The sequence below is a fragment of the Actinomadura barringtoniae genome (genome assembly GCF_017573505.1).
Classification (GTDB): Bacteria; Actinomycetota; Actinomycetes; order Streptosporangiales; family Streptosporangiaceae; genus Spirillospora; species Spirillospora barringtoniae.
Genome location: NZ_JAGEOJ010000009.1, coordinates 429,585 through 449,122, shown reverse-complemented (window position 1 = coordinate 449,122; position 19,538 = coordinate 429,585). Strand labels below are relative to the sequence as shown.

Below are 19,538 nucleotides of genomic sequence, written 5' to 3'. Positions count from 1 at the left end.
CTGAAGGCACGCCGGAACGCCCAGGCCCGCCCCAGCCGCTGCCGACCGGTGGTAGGCAGGCCGGCCCGAACGCTGCTGGCGGCCCCGCGCCGTCCGGACTTGGACCGTCGGGTGAGCCTGCTTCTGCGGGCGGCCCCGCAACGTCGGGCGACTCTGGCGAGTCAGGGGCGCCTGGAGAGCTGGGGAGCTCCGGAGCGGCTGGTGGGCCCGCATACCCGGGTGGCCTTGCCGCGCCGGCGGGGGCTGCTGGGCCGGGCGGTGCCGCTTCGCCGGGCGATCATGGCGCGTCGGGCGGGCCTGCTGGGCCGGGCGGCTCTGGGGCGTCGGGTGGGCCTGTGTCTTCGGGTGGCGCGGTCGCGGCTGAGGGGGCGCGGGCGGAGTCGGCTTATGTGGTGCCGGCGTTTCGGGCTGGGCCGCCGCCGGAGGCTACGGGGGATGGTCGGGTGGATGAGGCGCTGGCGCCGCTTGGGCGGTTGGGCGGGACTCAGGTGTCCGATCATGTGGAGGTCTTTGAGGACGTTCACCAGCGGCTGCAGGATCTGCTGGCCTCGGCGGGGGACGAGGAGTCCGGGCCGCCGGTGCCTCGGCCGCCGGGGCCCGGGATCGTGCCGCCGGGGGCGCGGCCGTGACCAGGCGGCGGTTGGACGCCGAGCTGGTGCGGCGGAAGCTGGCGCGGTCGCGGGAGCATGCCGGGCAGCTGATCGCGGACGGGCGGGTCAAGGTCGGCGGGCAGGTGGCGGGGAAGGCCGCCACGCAGGTCGAGGCCGCGGCGGCGATCGTGGTGACCGAAGAGACCGGGCCCGAGTACGTCTCGCGGGGCGGGCACAAGCTCGCGGGGGCGCTGGAGGCGTTCGAGGAGCTGAAGGTCGAGGGGCGGCGGTGTCTGGACGCGGGTGCCTCTACCGGGGGTTTTACCGATGTGCTGCTCAGGGCTGGTGCGGCTCATGTCTACGCGGTTGATGTGGGGTACGGGCAGATCGCCTGGTCGCTGCGGACCGATGAACGGGTGACCGTGCTGGAGCGGGTCAATATTCGTGACCTCCAGCCCGAGCAGGTTTCGCCGCAAGCTGATGTGGTCGTTGGGGATTTGTCGTTCATCTCGCTGAAGCTGGTGCTGGGGCCGATCCAACGGTGCGTGGCGGCGGACGCGGATTACGCGGTGATGGTGAAGCCGCAGTTCGAGGTGGGTAAGGAGCGGGTTGGGGCGGGCGGCGTCGTGCGGGACGCCGGTCTGCGCGCCGATGCCGTACGGGGCGTCGCGGAGCACGCGGCGACTCTCGGGCTCGGAGTCAAGGGTGTGACAGCGAGCCCATTGCCGGGTCCGTCGGGCAATGTGGAGTACTTCCTGTGGCTGCGCGCAGGGGCACCGCCCCTGGACGAGGCCGCGTTGAAGAAGGCCATCACGGAGGGGCCCCAGTGAGCACAAGATCGGTGCTGGTCGTCGCGCACACGGGACGGCCGGAGGCGGTCCGCAGCGCGCAGCTGGTCATCCAGCGCCTCAGCGAGGCGGGGATCGTCGTGCGCGTGCTGGAGGAGGAGGCCGCCGACATCGGCTGCTCCGGCGTTCAGTCGATGCCGAGCACGCCCGCGGCCGCGGAGGACGCCGAGGTCGTGATGGTGCTCGGCGGCGACGGGACGCTGCTGCGCGCGGCGGACCTGGCGCGGCCCGCGGGCACTCCGTTGCTCGGCGTGAACCTGGGCCATGTGGGCTTCCTCGCGGAGGCCGAACGCGAGGACCTGGCGGCGACCGTCGACCGGGTCGTCACGCACCGGTACGACGTCGAGGAACGGATGACCATCGACGTGCTGGTCCGCCGGAACGGTGCGGTGTCCGGCACGACGTGGGCGCTGAACGAGGCGACCGTCGAGAAGGCCGAGCGGGAGCGGATGCTGGAGGTCGTCGCCGAGATCGACGGCCGGCCGCTGTCGCAGTGGGGCTGCGACGGGGTGGTGTGCGCGACGCCCACCGGCTCGACCGCCTACGCGTTCTCCGCCGGAGGACCGATCGTGTGGCCCGAGGTCGAGGCGATGCTGGTGGTGCCAATCAGCGCGCACGCGCTGTTCGCCCGGCCGCTGGTCGTGTCGCCGCGTTCGGTGGTCGCGATCGAGCTGGTGCCGAGCACGCCGCGCGCGGTGCTGTGGTGCGACGGCCGCCGCACGCTGGACCTGCCGCCGGGAGCGCGCGTCGAGGTGCGGCGCAGTGCAGAGCCGCTGAAGCTCGCGCGGCTGCATCTGACCCCGTTCACCGACCGGCTGGTGACCAAGTTCGGGCTGCCGGTGACCGGCTGGCGCGGCCGGGCGGCCCGCCAGGCGAACGCTCAGAACGCCCAGAACGTACAGAACGCACAGGGCGGGCAGAACGCACAGGGTGGGCAGAACGTGGAGAACGCCCAGCTCGACGGCCGGATGGCGACGGGAAAGACGCCGAGCTGTGATGGACTCCCGCCCGCGGCGGGGGAGCAGGCGCAGGGACAAGAGCGATAATCTCACCACCGAGGCGCTGAAACCGGGTTCTGTTAGCGAGGGGTTGACGCTGGTGCGGCCGATGGTCGATGAGGTGCGGATCCAGGGCCTCGGAGTGATCGACGAGGCGGTGCTCGAGCTGTCCCCTGGGTTCAACGTCGTGACGGGCGAGACCGGGGCCGGCAAGACCATGGTGGTCACGAGCCTGGGCCTGATGTTCGGCGGGCGCGCCGACCCACAGCGGGTCCGGCCGGGCGCGGACCGTGCGACCGTCGAGGGCCGGATCGTGGTGGATCCCGGCGGCAAGGTGGTCGAACGCGTCGACGAGGCCGGCGGTGAGCTCGACGAGGACACCCTGATCATCACGCGTTCGGTGTCGGCCGAGGGCCGCTCGCGCGCGTTCCTGGGCGGCCGGTCGGTGCCGGTCAGCATGCTCATCAACCTCGCCGACGACCTGGTCGCCGTGCACGGGCAGTCCGACCAGCAGCGGCTGCTGCAGGCGGGGCGGCAGCGGGGCGCGTTGGACCGTTACGCGGGCAACGCGCTGACCAAGCCGATGCGCGCCTACACCGCCTCCTACCAGCGGCACCGCCAGGTGGCCGCGCTGCTCGAAGAGCTGACCACCCGTTCGCGCGAACGGGCCCAGGAGGCCGACCTGCTCCGCTTCGGCCTGGAAGAGATCGAAAAGATCGATCCCAAGGCGGGCGAGGACGTCGAGCTTGCCGCCGAGGAGGAACGCCTCGGCCACGCCGACGGCCTGCGCACCGCGGCGACCTCGGCGCACGAGGCGCTGCTCGGCGACCCCGCCGCCGCGATCGAGGCCGCGAACGTCGTCGGCCTGCTCGGCACGGCCCGCAACGCCCTGGAGGCCGTACGCGAGCACGACCCGGCCCTCGCCGGGCTGGCCGACCGCCTCGCCGAGGCCGGCTACCTGGTCTCCGACGCGGGCACCGAGCTGGCCTCCTACGCCGAGTCCATCGAGGCCGACCCGGCACGCCTCGCCGCCGTCCAGGAGCGCCGCGCCGAGCTGACGAGCCTCACCCGCAAGTACGGCGAGACTCTCAACGACGTTCTGGAGTGGGCGCGCACCTCCGCCGCCCGCCTGACCGAGTTGGACGGCGACGACGACCGCATCGACGAGCTGGCCGCCGAGAAGGACGAGCTCACCGAGCGGCTGACGGCCGAGGCCGGCGAGCTGACCGCCGTCCGTACCCGCGCCGCCGAACGGTTCTCCGCCGCCGTCACCGAGGAGCTCACCGCCCTCGCCATGCCGCACGCCCGCGTGGACGTCGCCGTCACCCAGACCGAGTACGGCCCGCACGGCGCCGACGAGGTCGAGGTCCGGCTCGCCCCGCATCCGGGTTCGCCGCCGCTGCCGCTGCACAAGGGCGCCTCCGGCGGTGAGCTGTCGCGCGTGATGCTGGCGATCGAGGTCGTGTTCGCCGGTGCCGACCCGGTCCCCACCTTCGTGTTCGACGAGGTCGACGCGGGTGTCGGCGGCAAGGCGGCCGTCGAGATCGGCCGCCGCCTGGCCAGGCTGGCCCGCAACGCCCAGGTGATCGTGGTGACCCACCTTCCGCAGGTCGCCGCGTTCGCCGACCAGCACCTCCTGGTCGAGAAGTCCGACGACGGCCTGGTCACGCGCAGTGGCGTCACCGCCCTGGACCGCGAGGGCCGCCTGCGCGAGCTGTCCCGGATGCTCGCCGGCCTGGAGGACTCCGAGCTCGGCCGCGCCCACGCCGAGGAGCTCCTCGACCTGGCAGCCAAAGAGGCCGCTGCTTCTTAATCTTTCACGGCCTCGAGTCCTCGCCTGGCGGCTCGGACTCGAACCGTAAAAGAGGCGAGCGCGACATCGCTTCGCGATCTAACCGGGCAACTTCGCCTTCGGCTCGTCACCCGCTTAGGTAGCGCGCTCGCGTGCGGGCGGGGGTAGGTAGCGCGCTCGCGTGCGGGCGGGGGCGGCTGTGAAATGGCTCGGTGCGGGAGCGGGCTGGCCTTAGGGTGGAAGGGCGGTCGCCAGGGGGCGCCGGATCACCACGGTCGGGCATCGTGCGGGGGTTGTCTTAATGTCTCAATCGGACACGCCGGAACCTGCGGCGACGCCCGTGGGGCCTGATCGGCTCTGGCAGGATGGCTCTCGATGAACGAGCCGTCTCCGATCACAGAGCGTCGCGTACGAATCTCGCCGCGGCTGTCGCGGCGCGTGCGCGCGCTGCGTGGGCAGGACGGGCAGAACGGCGTCAGCGCCGCGGCGCGCCTCGATCGGCGGACCAAGGACCTCACCAAGCGGCTGGAGCCGGGTGAGGTCGCGGTGATCGACCACGTCGACCTGGACCGGGTGAGCGCCGAGGCACTGGTGTCCTGCCAGGTGGCCGCGGTGGTGAACGTCGCGCCGAGCATCTCGGGCCGCTATCCGAACCTCGGGCCGCAGATCATCGTCAAGGCCGGGATCCCGCTCCTGGACGACGTGGGCCCGGAGATCTTCGCCAAGCTCAAGGAGGGCGACCTCGTCCGCGTCGAGGACGAGAGCGTCTACCGGGGCGACGAGGTGATCGCCAAGGGCACCGTGCAGACCGAGGAGAGCGTCGAGGCGGCGCTGACCGAGGCCAAGGCGGGCCTGTCGCACCAGCTCGAGGCGTTCGTCGCCAACACGATGGAGTACGTCAAGCGCGAGCGCGACCTGCTCATCGACGGCGTCGGCGTGCCCGACGTGACCACCAGGATCGACGGACGGCACGTCCTGATCGTGGTGCGCGGCTACCACTACCGCGAGGACATCGCGACGCTGCGCCCCTACATCCGCGAGTACCGCCCGGTACTCATCGGGGTGGACGGCGGCGCGGACGCGCTCATGGAGGCCGGCTACCGGCCCGACATGATCGTGGGCGACATGGACTCGGTGTCCGACGACGCGCTGACCAGCGGCGCGGAGATCGTCGTGCACGCCTACCGGGACGGGCGCGCGCCCGGCCTCGCGCGGGTGGAGGAGCTGGGGCAGCGGGCCGTGGTGTTCCCCGCGACCGCCACCAGCGAGGACATCGCGATGCTGCTCGCCGACGACAAGGGCGCCACGCTCATCGTCGCGGTCGGCACGCACGCCAACATGGTCGAGTTCCTGGACAAGGGCCGCGCCGGCATGGCCAGCACGTTCCTCACCCGGCTCCGGGTGGGCAGCAAGTTGGTGGACGCCAAGGGCGTGAGCCGCCTCTACCGCAGCCGAATCTCCACCTGGTCGCTGCTGTTCCTGGTGCTCGGCGCGTTCATCGCCATGACCATCGCCGTGATCATGTCGCCCGCGGGGGATGTCATCACCCCGCTGCTGGCCGACCGCTGGCACGCCTTCCTCTTCTGGCTGACCGGACTCTTCACGTGATCGATTTCCGCTATCACCTCGTCTCCATCGTCGCGATCTTCCTCGCGCTGGCGCTCGGCATCATCCTGGGCTCCACCACGCTGTCCCAGTCGGTAACCAAGGGCCTGCAGAGCGAGGCGAAGGCCGCGCAGGAACGCGGCGACCGGCTCCGCGACGAGAACACCCAGCTGACCCAGCAGGTGAAGGGCGACGAGCAGTTCGCCCAGGTGCTGGGCTCGCAGATCGTGTCCAACCGGCTGAAGGGCCAGTCGGTGGTCTTCGTCGAGACGCCCGGCGCGGGCGCCGACAGCCTCGAGCAGATCAGCGACCTCGCCCAGCAGTCCGGCGCCGCGGTCACCGGCCGCGTGACGATCCAGAAGAAGTACCTGGACGACAAGCAGGTGCAGACCGTCGACGCGCTCGCGAGCCAGCTGAAGCCCGAGGGCGTCACCGTTCCGGCGGACGCGCAGCCCTACGACAAGGCCGCGGCGGTCCTGGCCAGCGCGCTCGTCACCAAGGACCCGGCCAAGGCGGGACGCGAGGACGCGCCCGGCGGCACGATCCTCAACGCCTTCAAGCAGGCGGGTTACGTGACCACCAGCGGGAACCCCGGTCAGCATGCGACACTCGCCGTCGTGATCGCACCCTCCACCCCCTACACCGGCAGCGGCGGGGACACCGACAACGACGCCCTGCTGTCGCTCACGACGGCGCTCGACGCGGCCGACCGTGGCACCGTCCTCGGCGGCCCCGTCACCGCGTCCCAGAAGGGCGGCCTCATCAAGGCGCTCACCGACTCCGACGACAAGAAGAACGTGTCCTCCGTCAACGTCGCGGACAAGTCGTCCGGGCAGGTGGTCACGATCCTGGCGCTCCAGGAGGAGCTGGGCGGCAAGTCCGGCCAGTACGGGATCAACGCCGAGAACGGCTACCTGCCGTCGCCGGCGCCCGCCGCCGGGAAGCAGGGGTGACCGGGATGAAGCGCACGCTGATCGGCGCGGCCCTCGGCGCCGTCGCCGCCCGCGCCGCCTACACCGCGCTCACCCGCCGCCCGCCCGGCATGAACGGGCTGCCCGGCGACGAGGTGTGGGGCCGCACGAACCACCGCGGCGAGCCCGTCACGCTGCTGGAGGGTCCCGCGTTCGTCGCGGGCGCCGCGGCGGCCGGGCTGCTCACGCCTGGACTCGGCGGCCGGATGCGCGCCGCGACGCTGCTCGCGGGCGCGGGCTCGGGCCTGCTCGGCGGGTACGACGACCTCGCCGGATCGGCCTCCTCCCGTGGCTTCAAGGGCCACCTCACCGCGCTCGCCCGCGGCGAGGTCACCAGCGGCGCGGTGAAGATCCTCGGCATCGGCGCCACCGGCCTGGCCGCCGCCGCGATCGCCGGGTCCGGTGCGCCCACCCGTACCGGCCGTGCGTTCGACACGCTGGTGAACGGCGCGATCGTGGCCGGCGGCGCCAACCTGATGAACCTGTTCGACCTGCGCCCCGGGCGCGCCATCAAGGTCGGCCTGATCACCGGGACGCCGCTCGCGCTCACCTCGTCCGGCTCGGCCGTCGTCGCCGCCCCGCTCGGCGCCGCGGTGGCGCTGCTGCCCGAGGACCTCGGCGAACGCGCCATGCTCGGCGACACCGGTTCCAACGCGCTCGGCGCCCTGCTCGGGCTCGCCGCCACCCGCCTCGGCCGCGGCCCCCGGCTGGCGGTCCTCGCCGGCCTCGTCGGACTGAACGCCGCCAGCGAGTTCGTCAGCTTCACCAAGGTCATCAAGCAGACCCCGATCCTGGACAGGCTCGACATGCTGGGCCGCCGCCCGCCCGCGGTCCCCGCACCGGCCCCGGCGGCCGACCCGGCCCCCGCGGCCGACCCTGCGCCGCAGTCCACGACGGCCCTCCACATCGTTCAGCCGACCGAGGCGCCGCCGGCGTCGGACACGCCGCCGGCGTCGGGCAGCCGGGCGGGTGACTCGGCGTCCTGACGCTTCCGACACGTTGACACCTCGTCTCCGCCGCCTCACCGGTGGCCTCGCGGGCGCCGCCGTCGTCATCGGGGTCATCACGGTCCTGTCGCGGCTGGCCGGCTTCGGGCGCACGTACGTCTTCTCCCAGACGGTCACCACGTCGTGCCTCAGCCAGGCGTACTTCACCGCGACGCAGTTCCCGAGCATCATCTACGAGATCGTCGCGGGCGGCGCGCTGGCGAGCATGGTCGTGCCGGTGCTGGCGGGCCCCGCCGAACGCGGCGACAGGGACGAGGTGCGCCGGATCACCTCGGCGCTGCTGACCTGGATCGTCGTGCTGATGGTGCCGCTGTCGGCGGTGATGGCGCTGCTGTCGCAGCCCATCATGGAGCTGATGGTGGGCGGCGACCTCAAGGGCTGCTCGCGGCCCGACATCGTGTCGGTCGGCACCGACATGCTCGCCATCATGGCGCCGCAGATGATCATGTATGGGCTGTCGGTGGTGCTCTACGGCGTGCTGCAGTCGCACCGCCGCTTCATCGCGCCCGCGCTGGCGCCGCTGATGTCCAGCCTGGTCGTCATCGCCGCCTACCTGATCTACGCGCCGCTCGGCCGCGGCTACGAGAACGACCTGGCGCACCTGCCGGTGTCGGCCGAGCTCGTGCTGGCGATCGGCACCGCGATGGGCGGCGTGGCGATGGCGGCCACCGCGGGCGTCGCGGCCTGGCGGCTGAAGCTCGGCCTGCGCCCGACGCTCTCGTTCCCCGACGGCGTCGCGCGGCGCGTGCGGCGCCTGGCGATGGCGGGGCTGGCGACCGTCGCCGCGCAGCAGCTGTCCGCCCTGCTGGTCGTACGGCTCAGCTACGAGGGCACCGGCGGCGCCCTGGCCAACTACCAGTACGCCTGGGCCATCTACCTCCTGCCCTGGGCGATCCTCGCGGTGCCCATCGCGACCAGCGCGTTCCCCATGTTGTCCGCCCGCATCAGCGAGGGCGACAACGAACGCTTCGACCGCATCACCGCCGCGACCACGCGAGCCGTGATCCTGGTGTCCTGCGCGGGAGCCGCCGCGCTCGTCGCCGTGGCGCTGCCCGTCGCGGTCCTGTTCAACCCGGGCCATCCGGACCAGCAGGAGGTGCTGACCCGCGCCATCTACGCGTTCGCGCCCGGCCTGATCGGCTACGGCCTGGTGGCCCATCTCGGCCGTGTCCTGTTCGCGTGCCGCCGGGGCAAGATGGGCGCGATCGCGGTCGTCGCGGGCTGGCTGCTGGTGATGGTCGCCGACCTGATCCTGGTGGCCGCCGTCGACCGGCAGTGGGTCGTGGCCGCACTCGGCTTCGGCAACGCCGTCGGCATGACGTTGTCCGGGATACTGCTGCTGGGAACGCTCGTACGGGCACGGGGATGGTCCGCGGCCGTCGGCGTCCCGCGCGCGCTCGTGGCGGGCCTGGCGGGCGGCGCCGCCGGGGGAGCGGCGGGTTACGCCACCGCGGCCGCGTTCGGCACCGGGCGCCAGCTCGCCAACGTCGGCGTCGGGGCGCTGGCGGCGTTGGTCGCCTGCGTGGTGTTCCTCGCGGTCGCGTACGTGATCGACGGCCGCGACCTGCGGGCCGTCCTCAGCCGGAAGGTGACGCGCAGTGTCTGAACGCGCCAGGTCTGAACGCGCTAGGTCTGAAACGGAGCCGACGGGTATCCGGGTGGCCATGGTCCTCGGCACCAGCGCCGGGGGAGTCGGGCGGCATGTGCGGTCGATGGCGGCGGGGCTCGTCGCGCGCGGCGCCCGGGTCGTGGTCTGCGGTCCGGCCGCGACCGAGGAGCTGTTCGGCTTCACCGCCGCCGGGGCGAAGTTCGCCGAGGTCGACCTGGCCGACCGGCCCCGCCCGGTGAACGACGCCAAGGCGGTCGCCAGGCTGCGCATCCTGCTGCGCGACGCCGACGTCGTGCACGCCCACGGACTGCGTGCGGGCGCGCTCGCGGTCGCCGCCTGCGCCACGGTCGCTCCGGGGCCGATCCGGTTCGCCAAGGGCGGGCCGCCACTGGTCGTCACCCTGCACAACGCCGTCATCGCGGGCGGCAGGACCGCCGCCGTCTACGCCGCGCTGGAACGGGTCGTCGCGCGCGGCGCCGACCGTGTCCTCGGCGTCTCGCCCGACCTCGAAGAGCGCATGCGCGAGCTCGGCGCCCGTTCGGTCGGCCACGCGCTGGTGCCCGCCCCCGCGCCCCGCGAGCAGCCCGGCCCCGCCGTACGGGCCGACGTGCGCGCCGAACTCGGCGTTGGGGAACGACCCTTGATCCTCACCGTGGGCCGTCTGGCCGAGCAGAAGGGTCTGCCGACCCTGCTCGACGCCGCCGCCGGCTGGGCCCGCCGCAGCCCGGCCCCGCTGGTGGCGATCGTCGGCGACGGTCCGCTGGAGGCCGAACTGCAGGCCAGGATCGAGTCGGAGAAGCTGCCCGTTCGCCTGCTGGGCCGCCGTTCCGGCGTCCCCGCCCTGCTCGCCGCCGCCGACGTGGCCGTGGTCCCGAGCGTGTGGGAGGGGCAGCCGCTGATCGTTCAGGAAATCCTGCGCGCGGGCCGTCCCCTGATCGCCACCCGTGTGGGCGGCATCCCGATGATGGTGGGCGCCGCCGACCCCGGCGACCCCAAGGCCGGCCCGAAGGGTGGGCCGAAGAGCGGACCGCTGCTGCACGGCCCCGAGACCAACGCCGCGCTGCTCGTGCCGCCCGGCGACCCCGAGGCGCTCGAACGGGCCGTGAGCCGCGTCCTGGACGACCCGGCCCTGGCCGTACGGCTGGGCGCCGCGGCCGCCCAGCGGGCCACCGCGCTGCCGTCCGAGGCCGACGCCGTCGACCAGCTCACCACCCTCTACCTAGAAGTTTCCGCCGGTCGGGAACGATCACGATCCCGGCGGCGTTGAGGAGGATAAGTGGAGGGGAGTATCCCCGCGCGGCGATCTCGTCAGCACGGTCGATCCATATCGGCCCGGGACGTCGGCCCTCAGCCTAAGGGCGGGAGAGACCTCCGGCGCTGAAACATGCTGCCGGAGGTGTCACGTTTTGAACGTATCGCCATGGGTGTGGGCCCTGACCCTCACCGGGCTCCTCGCCATCATCGCCGTCGACCTGTTCTTGATCAACAGGGACGAGAACAAGGAGTTCACCACCCGCCGGGCCGCCTTCTGGTCGGTCTTCTACATCGGCCTCGCGGTCCTGTTCGGACTGGGCGTCTGGGCCTTCGCGGGCGGTCGCTACTCGGCCGAGTTCTTCGGGGGCTTCGTCACCGAGAAGAGCCTCAGCGTCGACAACCTCTTCGTCTTCATGGTGATCCTCACCCGCTTCGCGGTGCCCAAGAACGCCCAGCACAAGGTGCTGATGGTCGGCATCGTGATCGCGCTGGTCCTGCGCGGCATCTTCATCGCGGTCGGCGCCGCGGCGATCGCCCAGTTCACCTGGGTCTTCTTCATCTTCGGCGCGTTCCTCATCTGGACGGCCGTCGGCCTGGTCCGCGGCGGCGACGAGGACGAGTTCAAGGAGAACCGCCTGCTGAAGTGGGCCAAGCGCGTCATCCCGACCAGCGACGAGTACGAGGGCCAGAAGATCCTCACCCGCAAGGGCGGCCGCCGGATGGTCACCCCGCTGCTCATCGTCATGATCGCCATAGGCTCGACCGACGTGCTGTTCGCGCTGGACTCCATCCCCGCGATCTTCGGTCTGACCACCGAGCCCTACCTGGTCTTCACCGCCAACGCCTTCGCACTGATGGGCCTGGTCCAGCTCTACTTCCTGCTCGGAGGGCTGGTGGACCGGCTGGTCTACCTCGGCCACGGGCTGGCGTTCATCCTGGGCTTCATCGGCGTCAAGCTGATCTTCCACGCCATGCACGAGTACGGCGTGGCGTGGGCGCCGGAAATTCCGATCTGGCTGTCGCTGGCGGTCATCGCGGGCACTCTGACGGCGACCACCATCGCCAGCCTCACGATCGGCAAGCGGGCCGGAGAGCGCGCCGCCGAGCCGACCCCGGTGGAGGCGGGGGAGGGCGAGAGCCCCACACTGGAGTCGGACCGGGCATGAGAGTAAGGTCACTGCCGCACTCGACCAGAATCCTGTTCTAGAATCTGAGTCAAAGCGGTGTGAGACAGCGGTCTGAGAGAAGGTGACGAATGGCCATCGGGCTGACCGAAGAGCATGAGGCACTCGCCGAGTCGGTGCGCGGGTTCGCCGAGCGCAACATTCCGGCGACGGTCGTACGCTCCGCCCTTGAGGCGGACGAGGAGACCAGGCCGCCGTTCTGGTCGGCCCTGGCCGAGCAGGGTCTGCTGGGCCTGCACCTGGAGGAGGAGCACGGCGGGCAGGGCTTCGGCCTGCTGGAGCTCGCCGTCGTCCTGGAGGAGCTGGGCCGCGCCGCGGCGCCCGGCCCGTTCGTCCCGACGGTGCTCGCCAGCGCCGTGGTGAACGCCTCCAGCAACGCCAAGGCGCGCGGCGAGCTGCTGCCCGCGCTCGCCGACGGCTCCACGACGGGTGCGCTGGCGCTCGCGGACGGCCTCACTGGCCGCCGCGACGGCGACGCCCTGATCGTGAACGGCGCCGTCGAGCCGGTGCTCGGCGCGACCCTCGCCGACGTCATCGTGCTGCCGGTCGCGACCGAAGGCGGCCAGGAGTGGGTCGCGGTCGACGCCGCCGACCTCACCGTCACCCCGGTCGTGAGCCTGGACAAGGTCCGCCGGGTCGCCAAGGTCGAGGCCGCGGACGTGTCCGTCGCCGCCGACCGCGTCCTGGACGGCCTCACCGCAGGCCAGGTGCGCGACCTGGCCGCGGCGCTGCTCGGCGCCGAGGTCGCGGGCCTGTCCGGTTGGCTGGTCACGACCGCGTCCGAGTACGCCAAGGTGCGCGAGCAGTTCGGCCGCCCGATCGGCCAGTTCCAGGGCGTCAAGCACAAGGCCGCCCGGATGCTGATCCAGCTGGAGCAGTCCCGCGCCGCCGCCTGGGACGCCGCCCGCGCCTTGGACGACGGGGCCGAGGACGCCGGCTTCGCCGCCGCCGTCGCGGCCGTGATCTCCGCCGACGCCGGCGTGCAGACCGCGCGCGACGCCATCCAGATCCTCGGCGGCATCGGCTTCACCTGGGAGCACGACGCGCACGTCTACCTGCGCCGCGCCCTCACCGTGCGGGCGCTGCTCGGCTCCTCCAAGGGCTGGGCCGCCAAGGTCGCGGAGCTGGCCCTGAAGGGCGGCCGCCGCGAGGTCGAGCTGGAGCTGGACGACGACACCCAGCCGCTGCGCGAGCGCATCCGCGCCGAGATCGCCGAGCTCGCCGCCATCGAGGACAAGGGCGAGCGCAACCACGCGATGGGCGACCGGGGCTGGACCGTCCCGCACTTCCCCGAGCCCTGGGGACGCGGCGCGGGCCCGGTCGAGCAGATCCTCATCCAGCAGGAGCTGCGGGCCGCCAAGGTCAAGGCGCCCAACCTGGTGATCGGCGCCTGGCTGGTGCCCTCGCTCGTCCGCTACGGCAGCGAGGAGCAGAAGGAGCGCTTCCTGCGGCCGACGCTGCGCGGTGAGATGGTGTGGTGCCAGCTGTTCTCCGAGCCCGGCGCGGGCTCGGACCTGGCCTCGCTGTCGATGAAGGCCGAGCGGGTCGAGGGCGGCTGGAAGCTCACCGGCCAGAAGATCTGGACCTCGGTGGCCCAGTTCGCGCAGTGGGGCTTCTGCATCGCGCGCACCAACCCCGACGCCGCCAAGCACGACGGCATCACCTACTTCCTGGTCGACATGAAGTCGCAGGGCGTCGACGTGCGGCCGCTCAAGGAGCTGACCGGCGAGGCGATCTTCAACGAGGTCTTCCTGGACAGCGTCTTCGTGCCCGACGACTGCGTGGTCGGCGAGGTCGACAAGGGCTGGCAGGTCGCCCGCAACACGCTGTCCAACGAGCGGGTGTCGCTGTCGACCGGCGGCGGCATGGGCATGGGCGTGCCCGAGCTGCTGGAGTTCTTCAAGGGCAAGGAGCTGGACGCGGTCGGGGCGGCCGAGGTCGGCAAGCTCGTCGCCCAGGGTCAGTCGATCGACCTGCTCGGGTTGCGCACCACGCTGAAGCAGCTGAACGGCGTGGAGCCCGGAGCCGAGGCCAGCGTCCGCAAGCTGCTCGGCGTCCAGTTCAACCAGGACGTCGCGGACTACTGCTGGGCGGCGCAGGGCGAGGCGGCGGCGACCGAGGTGCCGATGGCGCAGAGCGGCATCGTCGCCCGGGCGATGCTGTTCAGCCGGGCCATGACGATCTACGGCGGGACGACCGAGGTCCAGCTCAACATCATCGGTGAGCGCCTGCTCGGCCTGCCCCGCGACCCCGAGCCCGGGAAGTGACGAGGCCGCTGTGATCGATCCCCGGCGCGAGGGGGCGCGGGCGCGGCGGACCGCCGTAAGGCGGTGTGCCGCGCGCCGCTCAGCCGCGCCGGGGACGCAGCACGTGCGCGAAGTTGATCAGCACGATCGCGGTCAGCACGATGAACAGCCCGCCGGTGCCCGCGTTCACCACCGCGATGGCGCTCAGCGGGATCGCCGCGACCATCGAGATGATCGCCAGCGCCAGGTCCGCCCCGCCGCCGTAGGAGGCCCTGCGGGGGCCGGGCGCGGGCGGCGCCGGGTACGCGGCGGGGTACGGATGGCCCGCCGCCCGTACCGCCAGGGTCTGCTCGATGCGTTCGGCGAGCGACTCGACGAAGGCGTCGTCGTACTCGTGGCCCAGCTCCTGGCGTGCGGCAAGGGCCGCCTTGAGCTCGTCGCGCGGCAGGCTAGGTGTCGTCATTCTTCGGTTATAAGCGGGCGGGAGCGCCGTCGGCCACCCTCCCAAGGACGAAACGCCGCGTCACTCCCAGGGATGAGACCGGCCACCGGGCTACGCGCCGGTAAGATGCCGATTCCTTCCCTCGTGCCCCGGAGGTCCCCTGTGAGAGTGCGGCCCCGCTCGACCGCGTCCCTGGCCTGCGCGTTCATCGCCGCCGCGCTGCTGCTCACCGGCTGCGGTGGCGGCGACAAGAAGGAGAGCGCCGACAAGCCCGCGGCGGACACGACCAAGCTGGCCCCGCTGCCCAAGGTCGCTCCCGACCAGGTGAAGCCGCTCGTCGGCCGCTGGGTCGCGCAGCAGGCGCAGGACTACTTCCAGTTCAAGCCGGACGGCACCGGCGTCTGGATCAAGCAGAGCCGCACGCTGTGGAGCGGCACCGCGATCCCGGAGGGCAAGGGCAAGTTCCGCTTCTCCTGGGAGGGCGGCGACCCGCAGACCTCCTCGTACTGGGGAGTGGAGATCGCCGACGGCGGCGCCAAGCTGACCTTCGCCGGCACCAACCAGACCTACACGAAGGCCAAAGCATGACCTTGAGCGCCGACGCGCTGTTCATCTCGCCCGAAGACGTCACGCAGCGGCTGGGCGAGGTGGGCTACCTCACCGACGACGCCATCGCCACGACGGTCTACCTGGCGCAGGCTCTCGGCAAGCCGCTGCTGGTCGAGGGACCGGCCGGGGTGGGCAAGACCGAGCTCGCCAAGGCGGTCTCCCGGGCCGGCTCCGCCGAGCTGATCCGGCTGCAGTGCTACGAGGGCCTGGACGAGGCCCGCGCGCTGTACGAGTGGAACTACAAGAAGCAGCTGCTGCGGATCCAGGCCGCGCCGACCGACCAGGCCTGGGACGCCACCCACGACGACATCTTCACCGACGAGTTCCTGCTCGAACGCCCGCTGCTGGCCGCCATCCGCCGCCCCACCACGACGGTGCTGCTGATCGACGAGACCGACAAGGCCGACGTCGAGGTCGAGGGCCTGCTGCTGGAGGTGCTGTCGGACTTCCAGGTCACCATCCCCGAACTCGGCACGCTGACCGCGGTGCGCCGCCCGTTCGTCGTCCTCACCTCCAACGCCGCCCGCGAGCTGTCGGAGGCACTGAAGCGCCGCTGCCTCTACCTGCACCTGGACTACCCCGCGCCCGAACGGGAACGTGACATCGTGCTCGCCCAGGTCCCCGGGATCGAGGCCGAACTCGCCGAGCAGCTGGTCCGCACGGTCAACACGCTGCGCGGCATGGAGATCAAGAAGGCGCCGTCGATCGCCGAGACCGTCGACTGGGCCCGCACGCTGCTCGCCCTCGGCCTGGACGAGCTGGACGAGAAGGCCGTCGCCCGCACCCTCGGCGTCGTCCTCAAGCACGTCTCCGACCAGGAGCGCGCCACCAAGGAACTCGGCCTCAAGGGCTGATCGCCATGCCGAACCCTCCCGAGACCGGCGAGCGGCAGGCGGGCGGGCGCCGCTCGCTCGTCGACCGGCACACCGCCTTCGTCGCCGCGCTGCGCGAGGCGGGCCTGCCGGTGTCGGTCGCCGAGGGGCTGGACGCCGTACGGGCGATGCAGGTCATCGACCTGGTCGAACGCGAGTCGCTGCGCGCCGCCTACGCCGCGACGCTGGTCAAGCGGCCCGTTCACCGCAAGACCTTCGACACGCTCTTCGACCTGTGGTTCCCCGCCGCGCTCGGGGACGGGGCCGCGCGCCCCGGCGACCGCCCGCTGCGCCGCCACGACCCGGGCGAACGGCGCCCGCCGGCCGCCCTCGACCCCGAGGTGCAGCAGCGCCGCGCGGAGCTGTTCGAGCTCCTGCTGGCGGGCGACGACCCGGGGCTGCGGCAGTTCGCCCGCACGGCCGTCGCCGAGTACGGGCAGACGCCCCGCCAGGAGTCGTGGTTCTCCTCCTCGGTGCTGCGCACCATGTCGCCCGAGACGCTGATGGCCGGGCTGCTGGAGGCCGTCCTCACCGGCCAGGACCGCGGCGGCATGGCCGAGCAGGTCGCCCGCCGCACCTTCCGCGACCGCATCACCCGCTTCGAGGACCTGGTCGCCGCCGAGGTGCGCCGCCGCATCGCCGAGGACACCGGCGTGGAGCGGACCGCGCGCCTGGCCGTCCGGCCGCCGCTGGAACGCCTCGACTTCAACTCCGCCACCCGCGCCGACATGGCCGCGCTGCGCCGCGAGGTCTACCCGCTGGCCCGGCGGCTGGCCTCCCGCCTCGCGCAGCGCAACCGCATCGGCAACCGCGGCCGCCTGGACTTCCGCCGCACGGTGCGGGCGTCGCTGGCGACCGGGGGCGTGCCGATCACCACCCATCACCGGCCGCGACGCCCGCACAAGCCCGAGCTGGTGATCCTGTGCGACGCCAGCGACTCGGTCTCGGCGTTCGCGCACTTCACGCTGCTGCTGACGTTCGCGCTGCGCGAGCAGTTCAGCAAGGTCCGCGCGTTCGCGTTCATCGACGCCACCGACGAGATCACCAAATACTTCGCCCCCGGCACCGACGTCGTCGAGGCGATGACCCGGATGGCCGAGGAGGCCGACCTGGTCTGGATCACCGGCCGCAGCAACTACGGCCACGCCATCAAGGTCTTCGACGAGAAGTACGGCGACGCGATCAACTCCAAGACCTCGCTGCTGATCCTCGGCGACGCCCGTTCCAACTACGGCGAGCTGTCCCTGCCGATCCTGAAGCGCATGGCCGGAACGGCCCGCCACGCGTACTGGCTCAACCCCGAACCGCGCCGCCAATGGGACACCGGCGACTCCGCCGCGTCCCGCTACGGCGACCTGGTGCCGATGTACGAGTGCCGCAACCTCACCCAGCTCGCCGAGTTCATCGAAGAACTCGCCTGACACTGCAACCGCGGGTCCCAGTGCCGCGTGTCTCCCCGCGGGTCATGGCCGGGCGGCTGGCCGGGCTCGGTCATCGCGGATGAGGGCGGCGAGCGCGGCACCCGCCAGGGCCAGCGCGGCGGAGACGAGCATCGCGATGCTCGTGCCGTGCGTGAGGGCCTTGGCGGCGTCGGGGCCGTGACCGTGGACGCCGTTCGTGGCGATGGTGACGGCCATCGCCACGCCGAGCGAGGCGCCGATGTAGCGGGCGGTGTTGTTGGCGCCGGAGCCCATGCTCGCCCGGTCGGCGGGGACGCTCTCGACGGCGAGGCGGGCCAGCATCGCGTTCGCGAGACCGCTGCCCACGCCCGCCACGAGGAGACCGGGGACCAGTCGCCACCAGTGGGAGCCGGGGCTGAGACCGGCCATGGCGACCTCGCCGACCGCGCTCAGCAGCAGGCCGATGGCCAGGAGGTGGCGCGGGGACAGGCGTCCGGGCAGCCGCCGGGCCTGCAGCGCGGCGAGGAACGACATGCCCGACCAGATCGCCAGGACCAGGGCCGCGGTGAACGGGGTGAGGCCGAGCGCCAGGTCCATGACGGTCGCCAGGTAGCTCATCACGCCGATGACCGCGAGGCCCGTGACCATCGCGCCGACGATCGAGAGCAGGAACAGCGGGCGGCGGAACAGCCCCAGGTCGAGCATCGGCTCGCGGCGGCGCCACTCGATCGTGACGAACGCCAGCAGGAGCACGGCGGCCACGGCGAAGAGGGCCAGCACGGCGGGACGGGTCCAGCCGGTCCGGCCGAGGGTGATGGCGGTGAGCAGGGCGGCGACTCCGGCGCTCATGGTGACCAGGCCGGGAAGGTCCAGTCCCCGGCGGTGCTGCGCGCGTGACTCGTCCAGGGCGCGTACGGCGGCGATCGCCAGGAGGACGGACGCGACGAGGGTGACCCAGTACCAGAGCCGCCAGTCGCTGAGGTCGGCCAGCGCGGCGGAGGCGATCGGGCCGAGCGCGATCCCGAGGCCGAGCATCGCGCCCCAGACGCCTGCGGCGCGGGCGCGTTCGTGGCCGGTGAACGAGTGACCGATGATGCCGAGCCCGGTGGCGAGCAGCGCGGCGCTGGCGGCGCCCTGCACGATGCGGCCGGTGATGAAGATCGTGGCGTTCGGCGCCAGCGCGGAGGCCGCGCTGGAGACGGCCAGGACGACCGCGCCGATCACGAACAGCCGCTTGCGGCCGTGGTCGTCGGCCAGGCTCCCGACCGCCAGCAGCGCGGCCGCGAGGCCGAGGCTGATCGAGCTCATCAGCCAGATCTGCGCCGTGGCGCCCGCGTGCAGGCCGGCCGCGGTGTCGGTGAGGGTCGCCATCGGCGCCGTGTAGTTCATCAGCGCCAGCAGCGTGGCGGCGCTCGGCAGCGCGAGGGCGGCCAGCGAGGCCTTCCCCGCCGCCATGGCGCGGGGGGACACCGTGGTGGACATGCGTCACTCCAAGTTCATTGAACGAACCCGATGGTGTGAAGCTAACACATCTGGTTCGTTCAATGAACCCGGGGTCGAGTAGGATCTCAGTCATGGCACTGGGCAAGGACTACGCCTGGCAGGACTGCTCGCTGGCCCGGGCATTGGAGGTCGTGGGAGAGCGCTGGACACTGTTGATCGTCCGCGACGCGCTCTATGGCGTCCGAAGGTTCAGCGATTTCCGCGCGCATCTCGACGTACCGAAGGCCGTCCTCGCGGACCGGCTGCAGAAGCTGGTGGACGCCGGAGTGCTCGACAAGAACGGGCACGAATACCTGATCACCCCGATGGGCAAGGGGCTCTGGCCCATCGTGCACGGCCTGGCCCGGTGGGGCGAGGAACTGCACGAGGACTCGCTGCCCGCCAGACTCTTCTTCCATGTCGCCTGCGGCGCCCACATCGACGCCGACGGCAGATGCCCCACCTGCGGCGTCCTCGTCGTGCCCGACGACATCGAGATGCGCCCGGGGCCCGGCTCGGGGCGGCGGACCGATCCGGTCAGCCTGGTCCTGCGCCAGCCCCACCGCATGCTGGCGCCCATCCGTACCGGAGCCCTGACCCGCACCTGAGCGCGGCCCCGCGGCGCCTCG

The 19,538-nt window shown here is 72.3% G+C and carries 16 protein-coding genes and 1 pseudogene; 15 read left to right on the top strand and 2 right to left on the bottom strand.

Going from position 1 to position 19,538, the window contains the following annotated elements; genetic code table 11:
- Window positions 1-488 precede the first annotated feature (488 nt).
- The 11 genes and pseudogenes from J4573_RS24030 (at window position 489) to J4573_RS23980 (ending at window position 14,125) form a co-directional block, all read left to right on the top strand.
- Complete coding sequence (locus tag J4573_RS24030) at window positions 489-629, top strand: hypothetical protein (protein WP_208258044.1); 141 nt, start codon at window positions 489-491, stop codon at window positions 627-629.
- Window positions 626-1,420, top strand: coding sequence for a TlyA family RNA methyltransferase (locus tag J4573_RS24025; RefSeq protein ID WP_208258043.1), 795 nt, complete (start codon window positions 626-628; stop codon window positions 1,418-1,420). Before J4573_RS24030 ends, J4573_RS24025 begins: the two co-directional genes overlap by 4 nt.
- A pseudogene (locus J4573_RS24020) lies at window positions 1,417-2,301 on the top strand (NAD kinase); the annotation flags it as partial. The gene J4573_RS24025 and the pseudogene J4573_RS24020, both read left to right, overlap by 4 nt.
- Before the next feature lie 244 nt (window positions 2,302-2,545).
- Window positions 2,546-4,249, top strand: a complete 1,704-nt coding sequence (gene recN / locus J4573_RS24015; RefSeq protein ID WP_208258041.1) for a DNA repair protein RecN — start codon at window positions 2,546-2,548, stop codon at window positions 4,247-4,249.
- 354 nt (window positions 4,250-4,603) lie between these two features.
- Entirely contained in the window at window positions 4,604-5,836 is a 1,233-nt protein-coding gene (gene steA, locus J4573_RS24010; RefSeq protein WP_208258040.1) for a putative cytokinetic ring protein SteA, read from the top strand.
- Window positions 5,833-6,786: a copper transporter gene (locus tag J4573_RS24005; RefSeq protein ID WP_208258039.1), complete on the top strand. Its 954-nt coding sequence runs from the start codon at window positions 5,833-5,835 to the stop codon at window positions 6,784-6,786. The genes steA and J4573_RS24005 overlap by 4 nt, the downstream gene beginning before the upstream one ends.
- Window positions 6,787-6,791: 5 nt before the next feature.
- Window positions 6,792-7,790 (top strand): hypothetical protein, encoded by a 999-nt coding sequence (locus tag J4573_RS24000; protein ID WP_243773437.1) that lies wholly within the window; start codon window positions 6,792-6,794, stop codon window positions 7,788-7,790.
- 13 nt (window positions 7,791-7,803) lie between these two features.
- Window positions 7,804-9,417: a murein biosynthesis integral membrane protein MurJ gene (gene murJ / locus J4573_RS23995; protein ID WP_208258038.1), complete on the top strand. Its 1,614-nt coding sequence runs from the start codon at window positions 7,804-7,806 to the stop codon at window positions 9,415-9,417.
- A gap of 58 nt (window positions 9,418-9,475) precedes the next feature.
- The gene (locus tag J4573_RS23990) at window positions 9,476-10,687 is read left to right on the top strand and encodes a glycosyltransferase family 4 protein (RefSeq protein ID WP_208258096.1); all 1,212 of its coding nucleotides are present in this window, start codon (window positions 9,476-9,478) and stop codon (window positions 10,685-10,687) included.
- Window positions 10,688-10,826: 139 nt separating this feature from the next.
- Window positions 10,827-11,840: a TerC family protein gene (locus tag J4573_RS23985; protein WP_208258037.1), complete on the top strand. Its 1,014-nt coding sequence runs from the start codon at window positions 10,827-10,829 to the stop codon at window positions 11,838-11,840.
- 89 nt (window positions 11,841-11,929) lie between these two features.
- A complete protein-coding gene (locus J4573_RS23980) occupies window positions 11,930-14,125 on the top strand; it encodes an acyl-CoA dehydrogenase family protein (protein ID WP_208258036.1) in 2,196 nt (731 codons plus the stop codon).
- Window positions 14,126-14,204: 79 nt separating this feature from the next.
- Here J4573_RS23980 and J4573_RS23975 read toward each other — a convergent pair whose 3' ends face one another.
- A complete protein-coding gene (locus J4573_RS23975) occupies window positions 14,205-14,567 on the bottom strand; it encodes a hypothetical protein (protein ID WP_208258035.1) in 363 nt (120 codons plus the stop codon).
- 141 nt (window positions 14,568-14,708) lie between these two features.
- On the opposite strand from J4573_RS23975, the gene J4573_RS23970 reads away from it, so the two are divergent.
- From J4573_RS23970 to J4573_RS23960, 3 genes are read left to right on the top strand one after another with little or no spacing between them, the layout of a single operon-like run.
- A complete protein-coding gene (locus tag J4573_RS23970; protein ID WP_307796828.1) occupies window positions 14,709-15,134 on the top strand; it encodes a hypothetical protein in 426 nt (141 codons plus the stop codon).
- Complete coding sequence (locus J4573_RS23965) at window positions 15,131-16,009, top strand: AAA family ATPase (protein WP_208258034.1); 879 nt, start codon at window positions 15,131-15,133, stop codon at window positions 16,007-16,009. Before J4573_RS23970 ends, J4573_RS23965 begins: the two co-directional genes overlap by 4 nt.
- A 5-nt stretch (window positions 16,010-16,014) precedes the next feature.
- Window positions 16,015-17,448, top strand: a complete 1,434-nt coding sequence (locus tag J4573_RS23960) for a vWA domain-containing protein (protein ID WP_208258033.1) — start codon at window positions 16,015-16,017, stop codon at window positions 17,446-17,448.
- A 42-nt stretch (window positions 17,449-17,490) separates the two neighbouring features.
- On the opposite strand, the gene J4573_RS23955 is transcribed toward J4573_RS23960, so the two are convergent.
- Window positions 17,491-18,909, bottom strand: coding sequence for an MFS transporter (locus J4573_RS23955; protein WP_208258032.1), 1,419 nt, complete (start codon window positions 18,907-18,909; stop codon window positions 17,491-17,493).
- A 92-nt stretch (window positions 18,910-19,001) separates the two neighbouring features.
- Between J4573_RS23955 and J4573_RS23950 the strand changes: the two genes are divergently transcribed.
- A complete protein-coding gene (locus tag J4573_RS23950; RefSeq protein ID WP_208258031.1) occupies window positions 19,002-19,517 on the top strand; it encodes a winged helix-turn-helix transcriptional regulator in 516 nt (171 codons plus the stop codon).
- Window positions 19,518-19,538 lie beyond the last annotated feature (21 nt).

Coding starts and splice junctions, on each gene's coding strand:
- J4573_RS23975 (WP_208258035.1), bottom strand. CDS start 14,567: ATGACGACACCTAGCCTGCCGCGCGACGAGCTCAAGGCGGCCCTTGCC.
- J4573_RS23990 (WP_208258096.1), top strand. CDS start 9,476: ATGGTCCTCGGCACCAGCGCCGGGGGAGTCGGGCGGCATGTGCGGTCG.
- steA (WP_208258040.1), top strand. CDS start 4,604: ATGAACGAGCCGTCTCCGATCACAGAGCGTCGCGTACGAATCTCGCCG.
- J4573_RS23955 (WP_208258032.1), bottom strand. CDS start 18,909: ATGTCCACCACGGTGTCCCCCCGCGCCATGGCGGCGGGGAAGGCCTCG.
- J4573_RS23950 (WP_208258031.1), top strand. CDS start 19,002: ATGGCACTGGGCAAGGACTACGCCTGGCAGGACTGCTCGCTGGCCCGG.
- J4573_RS23960 (WP_208258033.1), top strand. CDS start 16,015: ATGCCGAACCCTCCCGAGACCGGCGAGCGGCAGGCGGGCGGGCGCCGC.
- recN (WP_208258041.1), top strand. CDS start 2,546: ATGGTCGATGAGGTGCGGATCCAGGGCCTCGGAGTGATCGACGAGGCG.
- J4573_RS24000 (WP_243773437.1), top strand. CDS start 6,792: ATGAAGCGCACGCTGATCGGCGCGGCCCTCGGCGCCGTCGCCGCCCGC.
- J4573_RS23980 (WP_208258036.1), top strand. CDS start 11,930: ATGGCCATCGGGCTGACCGAAGAGCATGAGGCACTCGCCGAGTCGGTG.
- J4573_RS23965 (WP_208258034.1), top strand. CDS start 15,131: ATGACCTTGAGCGCCGACGCGCTGTTCATCTCGCCCGAAGACGTCACG.